Annotated in this window: 18 protein-coding genes and 1 tRNA gene; 9 read left to right on the top strand and 10 right to left on the bottom strand. The window is 61.3% G+C overall.

Annotation, left to right across the window (positions count from 1 at the left end):
* Positions 1-123: 123 nt before the first annotated feature.
* Positions 124-1,449, bottom strand: coding sequence for a 30S ribosomal protein S12 methylthiotransferase RimO (gene rimO, locus DBAC_RS14830; RefSeq protein ID WP_015775129.1), 1,326 nt, complete (start codon positions 1,447-1,449; stop codon positions 124-126).
* Complete coding sequence (locus DBAC_RS14835; RefSeq protein ID WP_015775130.1) at positions 1,449-2,483, bottom strand: elongator complex protein 3; 1,035 nt, start codon at positions 2,481-2,483, stop codon at positions 1,449-1,451. Before DBAC_RS14835 ends, rimO begins: the two co-directional genes overlap by 1 nt.
* A 179-nt stretch (positions 2,484-2,662) precedes the next feature.
* Between DBAC_RS14835 and DBAC_RS14840 the strand changes: the two genes are divergently transcribed.
* Complete coding sequence (locus tag DBAC_RS14840) at positions 2,663-2,956, top strand: integration host factor subunit alpha (RefSeq protein WP_015775131.1); 294 nt, start codon at positions 2,663-2,665, stop codon at positions 2,954-2,956.
* Here DBAC_RS14840 and DBAC_RS14845 read toward each other — a convergent pair.
* On the bottom strand, positions 2,943-3,719 hold the full coding sequence (locus tag DBAC_RS14845) for a septal ring lytic transglycosylase RlpA family protein (RefSeq protein WP_015775132.1): 777 nt from the start codon (positions 3,717-3,719) through the stop codon (positions 2,943-2,945). The two genes, DBAC_RS14840 and DBAC_RS14845, sit on opposite strands and share 14 nt — an antisense overlap.
* Positions 3,716-4,324 (bottom strand): hypothetical protein, encoded by a 609-nt coding sequence (locus DBAC_RS14850; RefSeq protein WP_015775133.1) that lies wholly within the window; start codon positions 4,322-4,324, stop codon positions 3,716-3,718. The genes DBAC_RS14845 and DBAC_RS14850 overlap by 4 nt, the downstream gene beginning before the upstream one ends.
* Positions 4,325-4,430: 106 nt before the next feature.
* Here DBAC_RS14850 and DBAC_RS14855 point away from each other — a divergent pair, with 106 nt between their 5' ends.
* The gene (locus DBAC_RS14855; protein WP_015775134.1) at positions 4,431-6,152 is read left to right on the top strand and encodes an aldehyde ferredoxin oxidoreductase family protein; all 1,722 of its coding nucleotides are present in this window, start codon (positions 4,431-4,433) and stop codon (positions 6,150-6,152) included.
* Positions 6,153-6,291: 139 nt separating this feature from the next.
* Here DBAC_RS14855 and DBAC_RS14860 read toward each other — a convergent pair whose 3' ends face one another.
* Complete coding sequence (locus DBAC_RS14860) at positions 6,292-8,109, bottom strand: chloride channel protein (RefSeq protein WP_015775135.1); 1,818 nt, start codon at positions 8,107-8,109, stop codon at positions 6,292-6,294.
* A gap of 10 nt (positions 8,110-8,119) precedes the next feature.
* A complete protein-coding gene (locus tag DBAC_RS14865; protein ID WP_015775136.1) occupies positions 8,120-9,064 on the bottom strand; it encodes a bifunctional riboflavin kinase/FAD synthetase in 945 nt (314 codons plus the stop codon).
* 200 nt (positions 9,065-9,264) lie between these two features.
* Between DBAC_RS14865 and DBAC_RS14870 the strand changes: the two genes are divergently transcribed.
* The 3 genes from DBAC_RS14870 (at position 9,265) to DBAC_RS14880 (ending at position 11,694) form a co-directional block, all read left to right on the top strand.
* Positions 9,265-9,351, top strand: a tRNA-Leu gene (locus DBAC_RS14870).
* A gap of 260 nt (positions 9,352-9,611) precedes the next feature.
* Positions 9,612-10,367 carry a substrate-binding periplasmic protein gene (locus DBAC_RS14875; RefSeq protein WP_015775137.1) on the top strand — a complete coding sequence of 252 codons (756 nt, stop codon included), beginning with the start codon at positions 9,612-9,614 and terminating at the stop codon, positions 10,365-10,367.
* Between the two features lie 73 nt (positions 10,368-10,440).
* Entirely contained in the window at positions 10,441-11,694 is a 1,254-nt protein-coding gene (locus DBAC_RS14880) for a DUF190 domain-containing protein (RefSeq protein ID WP_015775138.1), read from the top strand.
* A 36-nt stretch (positions 11,695-11,730) separates the two neighbouring features.
* Here the strand turns inward: DBAC_RS14880 and DBAC_RS14885 are convergent, their stop codons facing one another.
* Positions 11,731-12,591, bottom strand: coding sequence for a motility protein A (locus DBAC_RS14885; RefSeq protein ID WP_218915577.1), 861 nt, complete (start codon positions 12,589-12,591; stop codon positions 11,731-11,733).
* Positions 12,588-13,475, bottom strand: a complete 888-nt coding sequence (locus DBAC_RS14890) for an OmpA/MotB family protein (protein WP_015775140.1) — start codon at positions 13,473-13,475, stop codon at positions 12,588-12,590. The genes DBAC_RS14885 and DBAC_RS14890 overlap by 4 nt, the downstream gene beginning before the upstream one ends.
* Positions 13,476-13,615: 140 nt before the next feature.
* Between DBAC_RS14890 and DBAC_RS14895 the strand changes: the two genes are divergently transcribed.
* From DBAC_RS14895 to DBAC_RS14910, 4 genes are all read left to right on the top strand, one after another.
* Positions 13,616-13,798, top strand: a complete 183-nt coding sequence (locus tag DBAC_RS14895; RefSeq protein ID WP_015775141.1) for a ferredoxin — start codon at positions 13,616-13,618, stop codon at positions 13,796-13,798.
* Positions 13,799-13,938: 140 nt separating this feature from the next.
* A complete protein-coding gene (locus DBAC_RS14900; RefSeq protein ID WP_015775142.1) occupies positions 13,939-14,622 on the top strand; it encodes a polyphosphate polymerase domain-containing protein in 684 nt (227 codons plus the stop codon).
* Positions 14,623-14,631: 9 nt separating this feature from the next.
* Positions 14,632-15,363: a DUF4956 domain-containing protein gene (locus DBAC_RS14905; RefSeq protein ID WP_015775143.1), complete on the top strand. Its 732-nt coding sequence runs from the start codon at positions 14,632-14,634 to the stop codon at positions 15,361-15,363.
* Positions 15,363-16,925, top strand: coding sequence for a CotH family protein (locus DBAC_RS14910; protein ID WP_015775144.1), 1,563 nt, complete (start codon positions 15,363-15,365; stop codon positions 16,923-16,925). Before DBAC_RS14905 ends, DBAC_RS14910 begins: the two co-directional genes overlap by 1 nt.
* Here the strand turns inward: DBAC_RS14910 and DBAC_RS14915 are convergent.
* Together DBAC_RS14915 and DBAC_RS14920 are read right to left on the bottom strand one after the other, a co-directional pair.
* Positions 16,922-18,457, bottom strand: a complete 1,536-nt coding sequence (locus DBAC_RS14915) for a DHA2 family efflux MFS transporter permease subunit (protein WP_015775145.1) — start codon at positions 18,455-18,457, stop codon at positions 16,922-16,924. The two genes, DBAC_RS14910 and DBAC_RS14915, sit on opposite strands and share 4 nt — an antisense overlap.
* Before the next feature lie 3 nt (positions 18,458-18,460).
* Entirely contained in the window at positions 18,461-19,663 is a 1,203-nt protein-coding gene (locus DBAC_RS14920) for an HlyD family secretion protein (protein ID WP_015775146.1), read from the bottom strand.
* Positions 19,664-19,673 lie beyond the last annotated feature (10 nt).

Here is a 19,673-nt window from a genome sequence, read left to right on the forward strand (position 1 = left end):
TAGCAGAGTGAATCTACCTTGACAACCAGAATAATCTCCGGAAAAATAACCAATTCATGCACATAATGCGTTGGCATCCAAAACCATTTTGCCGGCAAACGCATTTTATGCCCCTCCCGGCGCTTACGCCAGGGCCACCAGATCGTACGTCTTGACCTCCTCGATCACGGCCCGGACCATCTTTCCGGGCATGACCGACTCTCCGCTGACATAGGTGATTCCGTCCACCTCCGGAGCCTGAAACCAGGTCCGGCCTTCGTAAAGCCCCGGCCACTCTTCGTGAGCCCGATCCACCAACACGTCAAGCTCCTGGCCCTCGAATCCGGCAAGCAGATCCGCGCTGATATCGGCTTGCATTTCCATGATGCGGTCCCGGCGCTCTTCCTTGACCTCATCGGGCAGCTGGTCCGGAAGGATCGCCGCCTCGGATCCGTCCTCGGCGTAGTAGGGAAAAACCCCCAGATGCATGAATCTCGCCTCGCGCACAAACGACTCCAGCGCACGAAAGCGCGCCTCGGTCTCTCCGGGGTAGCCGACGATGAAGGTCGTGCGCAGCGCCGCCTCGGGGAAAAACTTGCGAACCTGCTCCACCACGGCCCGGGGGTCGCGCTGAAAGGGCCGCCCCATGGAAGCCAGGATATCCGGATGGGCGTGCTGCAGCGGAATGTCGAAATATGGGATAAAGGGCCTGCCCAGGTCGGCCAGGAAGCGCAGCAGGTCGCCGTCAAGTCCGGCCGGGTACAGATACATGAGCCGCATCCATTCCAGCCCGTTCAAGGGCGCAAGTTTTTCAAGCAGGCCCCGCAGGGCTTTTTGCCCCCGATCCCGACCATAGGCGGTCACGTCCTGGGCAATGAGCACCAGCTCCTTGCGGCCCTGAGCCAGGCAGCGCCGCGCATCGTCCAGAATCCCGGCCTCGTCCCGGCTGACCAGCGGCCCGCGGATGGACGGGATGGTGCAGAAGCGGCAGCGGTTATCGCATCCTTCGGCGATCTTCAGGTAGGCAAAGCTTTGCGGCGTGGTCAAAAGACGCGCCGCTGAAAACCCGCCAAGCGCGGCTTCCAGTCCCGGACGCGCATCTTCCCGAAGCTCCGCGAGCTCCCGCAAACGCTGTCCAAGCTCGTTCTGCCGGCCAATTTCCAAAAAAAGATCCACTTCCGGCAGTTCGCAGCGCAGATCCTGGCCGTAACGGGAGACCAGGCAACCCGTGACCACGAGGCTTGGCCTGGGGCTCAGCTCTGCCAGGCGCTGGGCCATGTCCAGGATGACCTGGAGCGATTCGCTCACAGCGGGTTCGATGAAGCCGCAGGTGTTAATCAGCACCACGTCCGCATCCTCGGGCTCGGCGGCGTTGACAAAGGACGCGCCAAACCCGCCCAGCATCCACTCCGTATCCACCTGATTCTTCGGACACCCCAGGCTGATGGTATGTATTCGCACTTGTTTCATTATTCCTCCAATTCCACGGCAATGTCCGTTTCGGACCAGAAATTCACATTTTCCCTGACGATGCCAAGCCTGGCCAAAGCCTCGACGTTGTCCCGACCATGCCCCCAAAGCTCGCCGCCGCAACGTGAGGGCAGAAAAATTCTCGACACCCGGCCAGCCAGGCCGGAGAGCCGTTCTTCCAGATAAAGCCTGAGAGCCAGGGAGCGCGCCATGTTGCCGAAGGCCGGGTGCCAGGGGCCGGCCAGAAGGCGCTCAAGCAGTCCCGGCTCTCCGGCAAGGCCCAGGCGGATGACCCGCACTCCCGCCTGCCAGAAATCAAGCACGGCCCGGCCGCTCTCTTGCACAGCCGTCTCCAGCGGCCAGGGCGCGTATTCGCCCCGGTCGTAGAGAGCCGCAAGGCCCGTGCCCCGCACCACCACGCACGGATAAATGCGCACCACGTCCGGGGCCAGGGCCAGGGTCCGTCGCACGTCCTCCCTCCACAAGGGGGCATCATGTCCGGGCAGTCCGGGCAGGAGCTGGATGCCAAGCTCAAGGCCGGCCGCCCGGACCATGTCGCAGGCTCCGGCGGCTACGGCCCCGTCATAGCCGCGTCCGCTTGTCGCAAGCACGGCCGAAGAAAAGCTCTGCACGCCCAGCTCGATCATGGACACGCCACTCCCGCGCAACCGCCGGAGGGATTCGGCATCCACACGATCCGGACGGGTGGAAACGCGTAGATGGACCAGGCCGCCTGGTCCCGCGAAGCGCGAGGCAAGCTCCAAAAAACGCTCCTGCCAGGCCAGGCTGAGGCCCGTGAACGTGCCGCCGAAAAAACCGAGTCCAAAAGCCCCTCCATCTTCCCGGGCCAGACGGTCACGCAGAGCCTCCAGGGCATCTTCGAGCCTGAGCCCTCCAAGGCCGGTCTGGGCATGCTGATCACAGAAAACGCAACGGCTCGGACAACCGGCAAAAGGCAGAAAAACCGGAAGAAGCTTCAGCCTCTTTTGCACTGGTTCGGGATGGGGAAAACGATGGCTAAAAATTTTTGTCATATTTGCCAAAAAGAAAAAAAAACAAGCTGTTAGGCTTGAAAAAAAAACCCACGTTGGATATTGCACATTTTAGAATAGCCATTTCAAGCGGCAACTTACGACCATTCTTCCACAAATCGCTTTTATTACAGGAAGATAGACATACCGTCATCCGGGAGCTTCCCGGACCAGGAGGATTGATGAGCAACAATACACTGACAAAAGCAGAAATTGTCGACAGCATTTACGAAAAATCAGAGCGCAATCGGGCCGAGGTCAAAGCACAGGTCGAAACCATGCTCGACATCATGAAGGAAGCGGTCAAAAAAGACCACTCCCTTCTTATCAGCGGATTCGGCAAGTTCGAAGCCTACGAAAAAGACGCGCGCAAGGGCCGCAACCCCCAGACCAGCGAATCCATAATCCTGTCCGAGCGCAAGGTTGTGGTCTTCCGCATTTCGCGCAAGCTGCGAGCCGAGCTCAATCCGCAATAATAAAGCATCCCGGGCTTTCTTTGGTCAAACGAAGCCGCATTGATTCCGCTTCGCCCAGGCTGGAGAAAGCCCCGACCTGCACCCGCCAAAACGTGGTGCCGTGCAGCTCGCCCTTCACGATCCTGGTGCCCGCAAAGCCCCGGGCAAGAAGACGCGATCTGAGCCTGCGCGCATTCTCTTCGACCACGAACGCCCCATACTGCACATAGAACGGCCCCACATACTGAATGCGCTGCCCGGCGATGGTCTGCAGACTGACCCGCGCCGTACCCGGGCCGACAACTCCCAGCACGCTCGCCGCCGCATAGGACAGATCAATGATGCGATTGCCCACGAATGGCCCGCGATCGTTGACCCGCACTTCGGTCGTTCGCCCGTTGTCCAGATTCCTGACCACCAGACGCGTGTGCATGGGCAGGATGCGATGCGCGGCCGTCATCTGGTACATGTCGTAGCGCTCGCCGTTGGCCGTCTTTTTGCCGTGAAAATCCGTACCATACCATGAAGCGACACCGGTTTCGGCGTATCCTTCTGCCGAGCCCAGGGGATAATAGGTCTGCCCGAGCACGGTGTAGGGTTTGTAGGTTCCCTTCTTGCCCGTAGGCGAGGAAGGCTGCGTCTTCTTTGAAGGAGCCGGGGGAATGCTGACTCCGGGGACATACCTCGAGCCGCATCCGCTTAAGGCCGCGCACAAAAACGCGATGGCCAGCACTGCGACCAGCCATCCGCAACCACCACGTCCCGACAACAGGCCCGGGCTCATCCAGCGTTCATCCTTACGACAAGGGTGATGTCTTCGCAGGCACCGGCCAGAATTTCTCGAACCTCGGCGAGGCTAACGGGGGCTTCGTTCCACTCGCAATCGCACTGCTGCAAATCGATTTCCTGGTCATCCACATATTGCAGCACGGCCTGCGGCGAGACGACAACCCCGCGCATGAGGACAGGCTTGAAGCAGTCCAGCGCCACGAAGTTGAACATCTTGACCACAGCCACTCCGCCCGTGCGCTTCTCCTCGTCATGCCGGCTGACCAGGTCGGGGCGAAAAGCCCGGATGGGGCTCGACCGACGCAGGGCGATGCCGCAGAGGCCCGGCATGGTGCCGCTCATGCCCAATTCGTCGCCGTCGCCGACAAGCTCTTCGCGCCACTCGTCCACAGGCGCGTTGTTGAGAAAAAGCCCTGGAACGCTGTTGGTGGCATAATCCACATCCATGCCGAGAATTTCGGTCATGAAATCACGCACGCTGACCGCCTGTTCAAGGAAAACACCCACTCCGCGTCGCAGCAAACCGTGCCAGACCGTAGCAGAAGTTTCCGGGATTGTCAGAATCAATTGATTCGACGTCGCACAAGTTATGTCACCCATGACATATGTCTCCTTTTTTCTTGACTTTCTGCAAAGACTGTCTGCTAACATGCCCTGAAAAGCAAGTTCAACACGCGCAAATGCGCTCAACCTTCAAGGAGCATGCATGAAAATCCTACGCATCAATACCAGAACCAAAAGCTTCAAATTCGAAGAGCTCGGCGACCTGGCCGGTCTTGGAGGCCGCGCCCTGACCTCCAGAGTGGTCAATAAGGAAGTCCCGGCGAACTGTCACCCGCTTTCCGCCGAAAACAAGCTTATTTTCGCGGCCGGCGTGCTGGCCCCGACCAACGCCGCCAACTCCGGCCGTGTCTCCGTCGGCGCCAAGTCGCCCCTGACCGGCGGCATCAAGGAAAGCAACTCCGGCGGCCAGTTCGCGCACACCCTGCCCAAGCTGGACCTCCTGGCCGTCATCCTCGAGGACAAGCCCGAGGCCGGTTCCCCCATGCAGGAGATCTTTATCTCCGCAGACAAAGTCGTGTTCAAGGATTCCGCCGTGGTCGGCATGCGCAACTATGCGGCCCAGGAAAAGCTCCTGTCCGCCTACGGCGACAAGTCCGTGACCGCACTGATCGGACCCGCCGGCGAGCAGTGCCTGTGCGCCGCCACCATCCAGTTCTCCGATCCGGAAGGCCTGCCTTCCCGTTCCGCCGGTCGCGGCGGCCTGGGCGCGGTCATGGGTTCCAAGGGCGTCAAGGCCATCATCCTTGACGGCGAAGCCAACGCGAAGACCGTCTACGGCAACGAAGAGCTGTTCAAGGAAGCCCGCAAGGAATGGGTCGACGTGCTGCGCACGCATCCCGTCACCAGCCAGGGCCTGCCCGGGTTCGGCACCGCGGTGCTGGTCAACGTCATCAACGAGGCCGGCGCGCTGCCGACCAAGAACTTCCGCATGGGCAAGTTCGACGGCGCGGAGAAGATCTCCGGCGAGACCCTGGCCGCCAATATCGAAAAGCGCGGCGGCAAGACCAAGCACGGCTGCCACACCGGCTGCGTGATCCAGTGCTCCCAGGTTTACCACGGCAAGGACGGCAAATACCTGACCACTGGCTTCGAGTACGAGACCATCTGGGGCTTCGGCGCGAACCTCCTCATCGACAACCTTGACGACATCGCGCAGATGGACCGCACCTGCGACGAAATAGGCATGGACACCATCGAGATGGCCAACACCATGGCCATGGCCATGGAAGGCGGCGTCTTGGCTTGGGGCGACAGCAAGGGCGTCCTGGCCGAACTGGACAAGGTCGGCTCCAAGGATCCGCTGGGCCGCATCTACGGCAACGGCACCTCCTACACGGCCAAGGCTTTCGGCGTGGACCGCATCCCCGTGGTCAAGAACCAGGCCCTGCCCGCCTATGACCCGCGCGCAGTCAAGGGCGTCGGCGTAACCTACGCCACCACCCCCATGGGTGCTGACCACACCGCCGGCTACGGCGTGTGCCAGAACGTGCTCAAAGTCGGCGGCGACGTCGATGGTCACAAGAATGAAGGCAACATCGAACTGTCCAAGAACCTGCAGATCGCCACTGCGGCCGTCGATTCCCTGGGCCTGTGCCTGTTCGTGGCCTTCGCCATCCTGGACGACGCCCGCGGCGTGCCCTGCATGGCCAAGCTGATTACCGGCCTGACCGGCAAGGAAATGAGCGTTGACGAGATGATGGGCATCGGCGTGAACTGCCTCAAAGACGAGCTGGATTTCAACAAGCGCGCCGGCTTCACCGACGAAGACGACCAGCTGCCCCGCTTCTTCCGCGAAGAACTCCTTGCTCCCCATAACGTGGGCTGGGGCTACTCCACCGAGGAACTGCAGGCCGCCAAGGTCTAGCCTTTCTCCGCGACCGGTCTTGAACGACGAATCCCCGCCACATGGCGGGGATTCTTTTTTTGCGCAGGCGCGCTGGAACGCGGCCAGGCGAGCCGAAGAGGCGATATGCGCCAAGCATGGCACTGAGCCGCAAAGGATCTCAGGCCTGCTCCTTCATGGATTTCAAGGTCTTGGCATAGGCCGTAAACACGTCTTCCCTGGCCAGTATTCCGAGCACCGTGGTGGGGTCTTCGCTGTCCACCACCGGGAGCTGGGCCAGATCCGATTCCACGAATTTGAGCAGGGCCGTATAAAGGTCCTCGTCGGGCCGCAACAGAACTGCCTTGCGCGCCACGTCCCCGGCCACGAGCAATTCGCACAGCGTGTCCTCGAACAGGACCTTGCGCAGGTCCTGCACTGCAAGCATCCCCGTTATCGTGTCATCTGCGCCGCGCACCGGAAAGCAGAGCTCGTTGGAATTGACGATGATGTCGGTCAGGGCGCCGAAATGCGTTCCCTCCTCCACGATGGTCACCCGGCCGGGCTTGTAGTGCGCCTCGACCTTTTCCCGCTCCAGAATATTGATGGTCGCGTCGCCGACATGGGCCGGGGACTCAAACTTGTTGTCGACCTGATTTTCATACAGCGACACGTTGCGCCCCAAAACCAACGCGATGGCCGTGGCCAGCATCAGCGGAGCGAGCAGGCCATAGCCTTGGGTCAACTCGCAGACCATGACCAGAGGGCCTATGGGCGCGTTGGCCACTCCCGAGAAAAAGGCGGCCATGCCCACCAGAACATAGCCCCCCGGCTCAACCACCACGGACGGAAACAGCCGCTGGGCCAGGGTTCCGACCACACCGCCGCTCATGCCGCCCACAAAAAGGGCCGGCGCGAACATGCCGCCGCTCATGCCCGAGCCAAGGACCACGGACGTGGCCAGCGTCTTGCCCACAATCATCCCGGCCATCATGGTCACGGACAGCTTGCCGAGCATGGCCAGCTCCAGCCAGCCCTGCCCGCCGCCGAGCAGTTCAGGGAACTGGTAGCCGATACTGGCCATGCCCAAACCACCCAGGGCCACGGCCGGCACAAACCCGAAACGATCGGTCAGGGGCCAGAACACCTTGAATTTGATGAAGCGAAAGGTGCGCACATAGAACCAGCCCGTCGCCGCGCACACCAGGCCCAGGATTGCGTAGACGGGCAGCTCGCGGATGTCGGAGAATTCGAACTTGGGAATTCCGAAAATGGGCTCGGACCCGAAAACCAGGGTGAACAGGGAGTAGGAAACCACGGAGGAGATGATGGACGGGAGTAGCGCCTCGGCCTCGAAGTCCTCGCGGTAGATGACCTCCACGGCAGTGAGCGCGCCGCCCAGCGGGGCACGAAAAATGGCGCCAAGCCCTCCGGCGGCCCCCGCCAGGAGCAGGATGCGCCGTTCCTTGGCCGAAAGGCGCAACTTGCCGGCCAGCCAGGAGCCGCATCCGGCCCCGAGCAGAGAGATGGGGCCTTCGCGTCCGGCGCTGCCGCCGGCGGCGATGGTCAGGATGGACGTGCCCACTTTCATGACCGGCACGGATGGCGTGATGTGCCCTTCCTGATGGTGGAAGGCCTTGATCATGGTATCGGTGCCATCCGTACCGCCATAACGGGTCTGGGGCACGAAACGGCGCAGCAGGAAACCGGTGAGGATCCCTATCCCGCCCAGAAAGATGAAAAGCAGCCAGGGCCGGGCTGGACCGGGGGGGCCCGAAAACAATTCCTCCCCGGCCGGAACGGGCAGGGAAAATCCGGCCAGCTGCCCGAGCAGCAGATGGCTCAAGGCCTCTATGCCGACATAGAACAGGATGGCCCCGAGCCCGGTCATGGCGCCGACCACGGCCCCAAGAGCCAACCATTTGAAGCTCAGAACGGAATGGTAGCTGTGGGCCAATTCCGTAGGAATTTTGAACAGGGATCTGAAAAGTGCGCGCATGAACCGGCCCTCAAACCAGCCGGGCTTCGGGCAGGGCCAGGATGGTCCGGGCCAGGGCGACGTCCTTGCCGATCTGCGCTTTAAGTTCATCGAGGCCGGAAAATTTGCGCTCGCCGCGCAGACGCTGCACGAAATGCACTTTCAATGTGCGTTCATAAAGGTCCGCGCTAAAATCCATGACATGCACCTCGACCGAGAGCACATCATTGCCGAAGGTCGGGTTGTAGCCGATATTGGCCACGGCCTGATGGATCTCGCCGTCAAGCTCGGCCCAGCAGCAATACACCCCGGTCTTGGGAAAAAGCTCGTCGACAAGATGCACGTTGGCCGTGGGAAACCCGAGCAGCCGTCCGCCCCGGTTCTGGCCATGGACCACGGTCCCGGTCACGCGGTAGAAACGGCCCAGCAGCGGTTTCGCCGCCCAGACATCGCCGGCCTCGACCAGATCACGAATGCGCGTGGAACTGACAATGGCCTGGTCGACCATCACGGGTTCAAGCTGCTCCACCCCGAACGCCCACTGCTTTCCGAGCTGGCTGAGCAAGGCGTAATTGCCGCGCCGGCCCTTGCCGAAGGCATAGTCATAGCCGATGACCAATTCCTTGATATGCAGGCCTTCAACCAGAATGCGGCGCACGAAATCCTCGGGGCTCATGCTCGCCAGCGCCTGGTTGAATTCAAGACAAAGCAGGTGATCTATGCCCAGGGAACGGATGAGCTCGGCCCTTTGCTCATAAAGGGTAATGAAAGGTGGGGTCTTCTTGCCCGTGAAAAAACGCAAGGGATGAGGCTCGAAGGTGATGACCACCGACGGCAGGCCGAATCCGGCAGCCAGATCCCGCACCCGGGCAATGAGACGCTGATGTCCGATGTGGACCCCGTCAAAATTGCCGATGGTGACGCAGGACCCTTTTTCCAGGCCGCTGATCTGATCCGGCCATGTGACGCAATGCATGAAATAATTTCCTCCAGGCAACAAGCTGGCTTGCGTCTATACCAAAAGACCCCAGGCTTCAACACAGACCGGAGCTTTGAAAAATCGCAGCGCATGCTCGTCAACAAGCTCAAACCATGAAAAATAAATTTTTTTGAAAAAATCGAAACAAAACACTTGCCAAAGCCATGCCCCTCACATAAACACGCTTCTCACGTCACGCCGAAGTGGTGGAATTGGTAGACACGCTAGGTTCAGGGTCTAGTCGGGGTTCCCCGGTGGAGGTTCGAGTCCTCTCTTCGGCACCAGTAAGTCAAAGGGTTGCAGCAGAAATGTTGCAACCCTTTTTCTTTTCCCGAATCTTCCCGTCTGCTCAAAACGCGAAACGCCGTCGAGCGGAATCCATGCAGCCATAAACAGGTCCGACCTATATAGCCGGGGGGCGTCATTTACGCTTCCGGCGAAGAAATGGTTGCCGACAAAGCCGGTATGTCCGTATGATTGTCTCCATGAGAAAAAGGCAAAGCCTTGATGCGACGACCGCACTCTTTATTTCCAAGGAGAGCCCGTGCTGAAACAAGCGCTGCTGTGCCTCGGCTTCCTGCTCCTGTGCATATGGCCCCAGGTCGGCATCGCCGGGACCCTCGACATCTACTACTTTGAATACCCGCCCTATTACCACCAGCTTGAGAATGGCCAGGCGTCGGGAATCATTGTTGATCTTGCCCGCAAAATCCTGGCTTCGGCCCAGGTCGAAGCCAAATTTCACTTCGTGCCCGCCAAAAGAATCCTGCACGAAATACAAAGCGACCGTCCGGCGGCCTCGCTGGGCTGGTTCAAAACCTCCGAGCGCCAGCAGTTTGCCAATTTTTCCCTGCCCATTTACGCGAACCGGCCCGCAGAAGTGTTTCTGCTGCGGGAGAATGAGCTCAAATTCCGCCCGTATGACAGCCTCGAAGGGCTGCTGCAAAGCAGGCAATTCTTTTTAGGGAGAGTGCAAGGATTTTCGGAAGGCCCCCGAGTCGACGCGATCCTGGCGAAGTACGAACACAAAACGGTGCAGGTCGCGGCGGATACGGTCCGCCTGCTCAAGATGCTCGAATCCAGGCGCTTCGATTTCATGCTGTTGCCGCCCGAGGAAGTCGATGTCCTCCTGCAGGCGGCCCAGATGTCCAGAGACAAATTCACGCTGCGCGCAATGAACGACATCCCGCAGGGCAACCTTCGCCACATCATGTACTCCAAAGCCGTGGACCAGGGCCTTGTTCGCAGGATCGACCAGGCCATACTCACCGAAATCGGCATGCTCCCGGCCGGACAGTAGCGCCCCGGTAGCCTCGCCCGGTCGCGATTTTTTTGGCGTAATTCAAGGCAGCGCTCATCAAGGGAGGCATCCGATGGTCAAGCTGATCGACGTGAAGATTCTCAAGATTTTTGTGAGCGAGGCGGTGCGGCACAAGGGCGCGCCCCTCTATGACGTCATCGTGAACGAAGCCCGCCGGCGCGGCATGGCCGGGGCTTCCGTTTCCAGGGGGGTCATGGGCTTCGGTGCGAGCAATCTTCTGCATACGGCCAAGATCCTGCGCCTGGCCGAGGATCTGCCGGTCATCGTCGAGATCGTGGACACGCCCTCGCGCATTGCCGATTTTCTGCCGGTGGTCGACGCGCTCGTCGAGGAAGGAAGCATCGTGGTTCAGGACGGCCAGGCCATTTTCCACCTGCCCATGCGCATCCGCGACGTGATGACCGAGCAGGTCGTTACCGTGGGAACGCAGACGCCCCTGGACGAGGTGGTGGAGTTGCTGTTGCGCAGGGAAGTCAAAGCCGTTCCGGTCATGGAGGCCGGACGCCTCGTGGGCATCATCACCGGCGGAGATCTGCTGGCCCGGGCGCGGATGCCCCTGCGGCTGGACATGCACGGTCACGTACCGACCGACCTGCGCCACAAGCACAGCCATTGCATTGAATTTGAGGGATTGCGAGCGCGCGACATCATGTCGGCGCCGGTCACGACCCTGAACATCACGACCACGGTCACCGACGCCCTGAAGATGATGGCGGCCCGGAACATCAAGCGCCTGCCGGTCACGTCCGAAGACGGAACGCTGATGGGCATCGTCAGCCGCACGGACGTGCTGGCCGCCATCGGACGAACCTCCGCGGTGGCGGCGCATCTCGACGTTCTGCCCGCCGGGATGCACGCCTGCGCCCGGGACGTCCTCTACACGAACGTGCCCACTGCCGCGCCGGACGCGCCCCTGGCCGGGGTTCTGGAACAACTCGTCGCATCTGCGCTGCGCCGGGTGGTCATCGTGGACGCGGACAAGACGATCCTGGGCATCATCCATGACTGGGACCTGTTGCAGTGTTTCGTGCGTCAGAACTCCCCCACGCTGGTGGCCAGACTCCTCGGCATCCTGACCCAGCGCGAGACCGAGCCTGCAGCTCTTGAAGGCATCGCCGAAGAGGTCATGTCCCGCGAGGTCTTGACCGTAGGCCCGGACGCGCCTTTAAGCGAAGTCATCCAAATCCTGATGGACAAAAAGGTCAAACGGCTCGTGGTTGCAGATCAAAAAGGGCATCTGCTCGGCATGGTCGACCGGGACGTGATCCTGAAGGCGCTGGCCAGACAGATCTCGCCCGCGCAATAGACGACGCCAGGTTTGCGATCTTGCCTGGGCGACCGCCTACAGGGAGACCCCGACCTCCTCCGGGGCGGCCATGCGGGGGGCCTCCTCTTCGCGTTCCTGGATCTGGAAACGCTCCTTGATCCGCGCCAGGGAGACCAGCTGCCCTTCCCGCGCCGAGGGAGTGAGAAAGGATTTGAGCTTCACTTCGAGCACCCGGGGATTGAGCTCGCTCTGTATGGCCCGGACACCTTCGATAATGATCTTCTGCAGCAGCAGATCGTGATCCGTGACCTCGCGAATCCGTGCGGCCAGGGGCAGAAAAACGAAGTTGGCCAGAATCACGCCGTAAAGGGTGGAGGTCAGGGCGATGGGGATGGTCGCCAGGACAACCCCCGTATCGTTCACGCCGGAGAGCATGCCGATAAGCCCCACCACGCTGCCGGCCAGCCCGATGGCCGGGCAGATGTCGGCCATGACCCGCAATACCCGCTCGGACTCGTCGCGGCGCTGCTTGAAAAAATACATCTCCGTGTTCAGGATGTCGGTGGTCTGCTCCCGGGAATAATTGTCGACCACGAAACCCAGGGCCCGGCGCAAGAACAGGATGGATGTCTCGCGCTCGTCCTCGACCAGAGTATGCAGCCCGCGAATCCTGCTCTTGACCGACAGGTCCACCAGGATCTCGACAATGGCGGCCGGCTCCCTCATCCGCGTGCGGTAGGAATTGCGCAGCACCTTGCTCACGAAAACAAGCCGCTCCATGCGGAAACTGGCGATGGCCGTTCCGAGGCAGCCCCCGAAAACAATCAGGAACGCGGACAGATTGAAATACTGGCCCACATCCCCGCTGATCACAAAGCCCGCTCCGAAGATCAGGGCGCAGAGCACAAGGCCCAGAATCGATTTTCCTTCCATCATTCGCCTCCCTGTTTCGACGCCGCGAGCCATTGCCGGAATCCTTCCCCGGCCGGGGCCTTGACCATGGGCAGCGGCTCCGTCGGATTCTCGGAACTCAAAACCAGCTCCACGCGCCAACCGGCGCCGGCACCGTCACCATCCACCAGCGGGCGCTGATCGCCATACCCGGCCACGAGCATGCGCTCGGCGGGCAGGCCTGCGTCCCGGATCAAAAAATCGGCCACATCGGCCGCCATGGCCACCGACAATTCCCACGGGCCCCTGGAACCAGCCGCAGCGCCACCGGGAGCGGCATGACCGACCACGGACAGGGCATGCGGCGCGCTGCGCAGAATTTCTCCCACGGCCAGCAGCGTTTCCTTGACATCTCCCCGCAAGACCGCGCGGCTCTTTTCAAAAAGCAGATCACCCGCAAGCACCACATGCAAGGACTTCCCCGGGACCGACTGCACCGCAACCAAGTCCTGCAGTCCATCGCGCGCGATCAGGTCTCGAAGACGATCATGCAGGCGATCCAGAATCGATCCGGCCAAGGCCTGGGGCGGAATGGTCTCGGTCCCGAGCGGCAAGGCCTTCACGGACAATTCCGAAACCGACTTGTATTGAATCTTCGGCAACTGAAAAATGTACAGGGCAGCGAACATGATGAACATGGTCATCATCAGGTCCGACCAGCAGATAACCCAGCTGGCGGGCCGCATCTGCTGCTCGCGGGCGAATATGTCAAAGTGTTGACTGAATGCGTTCACCTCGGGATGTTCGCCATCCGTACCGTGAATGCCGCCAAAGGGTTCGGCCGCGCCATACTTGGGCCGCTGGCCATGCCCGGGGCGGGAAAGCCGCGCCGACACGTCGCGCATGATTTCTGGTGTTGGTTCTCGCATGGGACTCCTCCGCCAGGACATGAGCCAGATTCATGCCAACGCAAAGATTCGATCAACGCATCCCAAACACGACACGGCTTGCACGGACATGTGGAAAGCTGTATGGCAAAAACCAAACGTAACCCCAACCAGGAGGAATCATGGCCATAGTCATCGACCACGAGGAATGCATCGGCTGCGAAAGTTGTGTGGAGATTTGCCCTGAAGTTTTTGCCATGATCGACGGCGAAGAAAAAGCCATGGTCACGGCCCCGGATTCCACGGCAGAATGCGCCCAGGACGCCATCGACGCCTGCCCCGTGGAAGCCATCAGCAAGGAATAGTTCGGTTTTTCATCTTGGGAATAGGGGAGTTCGGCTCCCCTTTTTCATTGGAGCCAACAAATGCTTGCGATTTCCCTTCGTTGTGCCCAAGGTGCGGCTTTGCACGCAGTCCCCGGCATGGAGCCTCAAGCGAAGAGCACATGGAAACACGCACCGAAAAAAAATATGTCCTCGACATGGCCCAGGCCCTTTTAGCCAAGACCATCATCAGCGCGCACTGCCTGCCCGATCCGCATTTTGCCGCAGCCACGGTGCACAGCATCTATTATGACACTCTCGACCTGCAATTCCTGAGCGAAAAGATCGACAGCACCTATTTCAAGGCCAAGGTTCGCCTGCGCTGGTACGGCGACTGGGACTTCAAGCCCGACAACGGACCGGCCTTTCTCGAGGCCAAGATCAAGGAGGGCGGATTGCAGCGCAAGGTGCGAATTCAGGTCTCCCGCACCGGACGCGAACTGGCGCTGCTGTCTCTCGGCGACCCCGAACTGGCCACCCTGCCCGCCCTGCTCGCCACACGCGGCGTAGGGCTTTGCGCCTCGGCCAGGCCGGTCTTCGTCATCAGCTATCGCAGGATGCGCTTCATCGATCCCATGACCGGCGTCCGCATCGCCCTTGATCAGGACATACACGCGTCGCGTCACGCCCTGTCCTGTCCCGGGGCGGCAGGGTCGCCGATGCTCTCCAGCGCCGTCATCGAAACCAAGGGAAACCTCGCAAGTCTCCCCCCGTATCTCGCGCCACTCATGACCATGGGGCTTAGGCCCGAGTCCTTTTCCAAATACCTGCACTGCTACCAGAGCCTGATGCAGCAACATATGTAAGGAGGCCCTGTGAACGAACTTCTCCCCAACAGCGTGGATTTTTTGGCCAACATATACGAGGCGCTGATCAAATCAGGAACATCCGGCCATGAAGAGATGGCGAACGTGGGCCTGACCACCTTCTTCATCCTGCTGCTGGTGTCCTTTTTCGCCTCGCTCTACATTTCGCGCCTCTATATCCGCTTCTACCGGCCGCGCGGCACCGGGAGCCTCGCCTACCGCTCCTTCCCGCTTCTTGGCATCTCGGTCACGGCCATCTTCATCTGCGTGCAGTTCTCCCTGCCCCTGTCCCTGGGCCTTCTGGGCGCGCTGTCCATCGTCCGTTTCCGTACCCCCATCAAAGAGCCCGAAGAAGTCGGATTCATCATGTTGACCATTGCCACCGCCATTTCCTGCGCAACCTTCAATCTTCTGTTCCTGCTCATTCTGCTGGCCGTCTCGACCTTCGGGCTGTTCCTCATCAATTGGCGCGGCCTGCCCCTGGCCGCCAGCGAACAGGGCACGATCCTCATCAATCTGCCCGGAAGCAACGCCGAAGCTTCCGCGACCACATTTTTACCCAGCGTCACCGGCATCGCCGGCGTGCGGGTCATCTCCGTGGTGGAAACCACAGAAGGCGCGGCCGTGACCCTGCGCTTCGCCAAGGGCAGCCCCGACCTTCTGACCCGTGTGCGCGGGCACGCCCTGACCTGCGCCCAGGGGGCCACGGTCTCCATGTTCAACGACCAGGTCAGCATCTGATGCCCGGGCCGCTCAGACGCCCGCTCGTCCTGCTGCTTGTCCTCTGCGGTCTGATTCTGGTCTACTTCGGGCTACGCCTGAACCAGTGGGGGGAGGAACGATCCTGGCGCATCGCCGTCTTGAGAGACGACCTGGGCAGTTCACGCAAGTCATCCCTGCTCGCCAAGCTGGGCATCCCCGTTACCGTCCAAAGACAAAAGCATGATGCCTCCGCCCTGATCGACGCGGCCCGGAACGACGCGCGCCCCTTGGCCGATTCCGCCATGCGGGTGGTGGCCATCCGCGTCGCGGACGAAGACCTCTATGATCCGGAAACCGGGCTCAAGGCCCACAGCCGCGAACGGGGAAGAAACTGGGAGCGTCCGGCGGGCGTCGTGGTCATGCAGGACGGGCGGGAGCTTTTGGCCGCGCCGGCCGGAATACGGCTGCAGGGCAATCGCGACACCCGCGACATGCTGCACAGCTTTCGCCTCTATTTTCGGAACAGCTATGGGCAAAAGAACGTTCCGGGCACGGCGTTCCTGGACGGTTCCGCAATGAAGATCCGCAAGGTGGTCGCGCGCACGGAAAAAAACCTCGTTCCCGGCTTCGTGAGCATGCTCGCCTTCGACGTGGCCAGGCGCATCGGCTCCATAACCCCGGACTATGCGCCGATCGTGCTCTACAGAAACGGCGAGAATCTTGGTCTTGGTCTAGCCAGCGAACACGTCAACCGCACGCACTGGGAACGAAAGCTACGCCACAAGGATTTCGCATTTTACATGCTGGAGTCCGACAATTCCGTCCTGGACACGGCCAGGTACAAGGCCCTGCGACTGCGCCTCGATCCTTTCTTCGGCCTGTGGGACTATGAACGCGTGGCGGGCATACTGGACCTGGATGATTTCATGAACGCCATAACTGCCTTTGCCTTTCTGCAATGGCAGGACTGGAACCAGGGCGCCTTCCTGCTGGACGACACGCAGACGGAGCCTCGCTGGCGCAGCGTACTCTGGGATGCTGACCAGGCTTTTGCAGGGCTTCGCGCAAACGCGATTCCCGCCAACCGGGCAGGCTGGAAAAACTTCCGCGACGCCCACGGCATGCGGGCCTCCGTCTTCAAGGGGATGTGGGATACCAGCCCGCGCTTCAGAAAAGAGATGCTGTGGCGACTGACCTGGAGCATCAACCATCGACTGACGCGGGAATGGATCGCGGAGCGCGTCCGGCATTATGCAGGGCTGGAAAAAGAAGCCGGACTCGAATGCTTCGACGAAAATCTGGCGCTGTCCTATCTGCTCGAACGCCGCGCAGAACTGCCGGCCGAAACCGTGCGCGAACTCGGCGCGCCCGAAACCGTCACGTGCCGCGTGCAAAGTCCCGAGCCGCTTCTCATCGACGGCGAAACATGGGGCAACGCATACGAAGGCATCTATTTCAAAGGCCAGACAATATCCCTCGAAGCACCTCCTGGCCGCGCCGTCTCCCGCTGGGAAGTCGACGGCCGCGAAATCCGGGAACCCCGACTCGAACTCGAACTCCACGCCGACACACGCATCCGCGCCGTTTTCTCCTCGGATTAGTGCATTCCTTCGGGCAGGTGCGTTCCGTGATCGGGCCTGCGGATGATCCACATGAAGATCGCCAGGCCGAAGAAGAAAAGGGCCTGCAGATGGAAGACATCCACGTAGGCCATATAGGCGGCCTGCTGCTGAGCGTAGCGATAGATCATGCCGGCGGCCGCCATGGGGTCGCCCAGGCCGGCTGTGAGGGCCTCCCGCGCCTGGATGAACGGTGTGTCGTAAGGCGTAAGGTGTTCAACCAGATGGTGCTGGTGCACCTGGGCCCGGCGGGCCAGGACCGTGGTCACGAAGGCCGTTCCAAACGAACCGCCCAGGTTGCGCAGCAGGTTGAAGAGGGCCGAGGCGTTGTTCATACGCTCGCGCGGGATGTAGGCCATGGTCAGATAGGACAGGGGCACGAAGAAAAAGGCGATGCCGATGGCCTGAATGTTGCGGCCCATGATGGCCGTGCCGATATCGATCTGCAGGGTGAACCGGGACATGTACACCAGGGACAGCCCGGACACGGTCAGCCCGAAACAGAGCAGCAGACGCGCGTCGATCTTTTCCGTGAGCTTGCCCACAAAGGGCAGCAGGAGCAGCATGATGGCCCCGCTCGGCCCCAGCACCAGCCCCGCCAGATAGGACGTGTAGCCCATCAGGTTCTGCAGATACATGGGCAGCAGCACGATGGACCCGAAAAAGGCGAAGAATCCGAAGAACATGACCACGTTTCCGGCCGCGAAATTGCGGACCCGGAAAATGCGCAGGTTGATGATCGGATTCTCCTGCCGCAACTCCCACCACACCAGGGCGGTCAGACAGACCGCAGCCAGGACGCTCAGGATGACGATCTGCTCCGAGGCAAACCAATCCTCGCCCTGGCCCTTGTCCAGCACGACCTGCAAGCACCCGAGGCCCACGGACAAAAGAGCCAGCCCCATGTAGTCGACCTTCTCCCCGGCCACGCGGCGCTCCTGATAGGGAGGATCGAAGATGAAGGTCCAGCACATCATGAGGGCCACGATACCGAGAGGCACGTTGATATAGAAGATCCAGATCCAGGAATAGTTGTCCGTGATGTATCCGCCCAGAAGCGGGCCCAGAATGGGGCCCAGCACCGCGCCCATGGCGAAGATGGCCATGGCCAGCCCGCGCTGCCGGGGCGGAAAGGTCTCCAGCAGGATGGCCTGGGACATGGGCTGCAAGCCCCCGCCGCCGAGGCCCTGGATGATCCGGAACAGGACCAGGGTTTCGAGGCTCTGGGCCAGTCCGCAGAGCATGGAGGCCAGGGTGAAGACCGTCACCGAGGCCATGAGATAGTTCTTGCGGCCCATGATCCGGGCCAGCCAGCCGCTCATGGGAATGACCACGGCGTTGGACACCAGGTAGGAGGTCAGGACCCAGGTCACCTCGTCCTGCCCGGCGGAAAGGGAGCCCTGGATGTGTCCCAGGGCCACGTTGGCGATGGAGGTGTCGAGGATCTCCAGCAGCGTCGGGATCATGACGCTCAAGGTGATCAGCCATTTGCCCGTGGCGGGTGCGGAGGCCATGGCCTAATCCAGATGGATGGTCGGAACCACGCTCATGCCCAGCCGCAGCGGCTCGGTGGCGTTGACCGGATCGAGGACGATCTTGACGGGAATGCGCTGCACGACCTTGACGTAGTTGCCCATGGCGTTCTCGGGCGGAAACAGGGAAAAAACAGCGCCCGTCCCGGCCATGACCGACTCCACCCGGCCCGTGAACTCACGCCCGGAAAACGTGTCCACGACCAGGGTCACGCGCTGCCCCGGACGGACCTTTTCCAGCTGGGTCTCCTTGAAATTGGCCGTGACCCAGAGCTGCTCGGGGTTCAGCGGCACCAGGGCCATGACCGGCTGGCCCGCAGCCACAATCTGCCCCGCCTGAATCTTTTTCTTGGTCACATGCCCCCTGGCCGGAGCCAAAATACGGGTATAGCCCAGATCAAGCTCGGCCTTGCGCACCTTCTGCCGGGCAAGTTCCACCCGCGCCTCCTGGGCCGCCACTTCCAGATCCTTGATGGAAGCGACCTCATGCCCGGTCTGGGCCAGGCCGATATTGGCCCGCAAGCGGGCCACATCCTCGCTCAAAGACGCCACATTGCGCCCCGCGGCCCGAGCCCGGTCACGGGCCGCTCCGGCCTGCGCCCTGGCACTGTCCAGTGCGGACCGGGCCTCGTCGAATACGGACTGGGCGATGATCCCTTCCTCGCGCAAGGTCGAAAAACGGTTGAAATTGAGTTCCGCGTTCCTGAGTTCGGCCTCGGCCTGCAGCACCATCTGACCCGCCGCCGCCTCTTCCAGCCGGGCCTGATCCAGGCCGCGCAGCAGGCTGTCGCGCTGGGCACGTGCGCCCGTGACCTGGAATTCGGTCTGGCTTATCTGCAACGGCACGCTCTTGCGCAGTGAAGCAAGCTGCGCCTCGGCCGTGGCCAGATCGGCGCGGGCCTGGGCCACGCCCACCTCGTAGCCGACGGGATCAAGGGCCATGAGCGGCTGCCCCTCCTCCACCAGCTGATTATCCTCGACCAGGTCTTCAACGATATAGCCATCCACGCGCGGCGTGATCTGATAGATGCGGCCATCGACAAATGCGTCATCCGTGGACACCCGTCCCATGCTGCGCACATACTGCACGGCCCCGAAAGCGGCGAGCGCAAGGAGCACCGCCAGCATGATGAAGCGTTTGCGACCGGTACGGCCATTGGTCACGGGTACATTCGAATTGGAGGTCATAAGCAGTCCT

The sequence above is a fragment of the Desulfomicrobium baculatum DSM 4028 genome (assembly GCF_000023225.1).
Classification (GTDB): domain Bacteria; phylum Desulfobacterota; class Desulfovibrionia; order Desulfovibrionales; family Desulfomicrobiaceae; genus Desulfomicrobium; species Desulfomicrobium baculatum.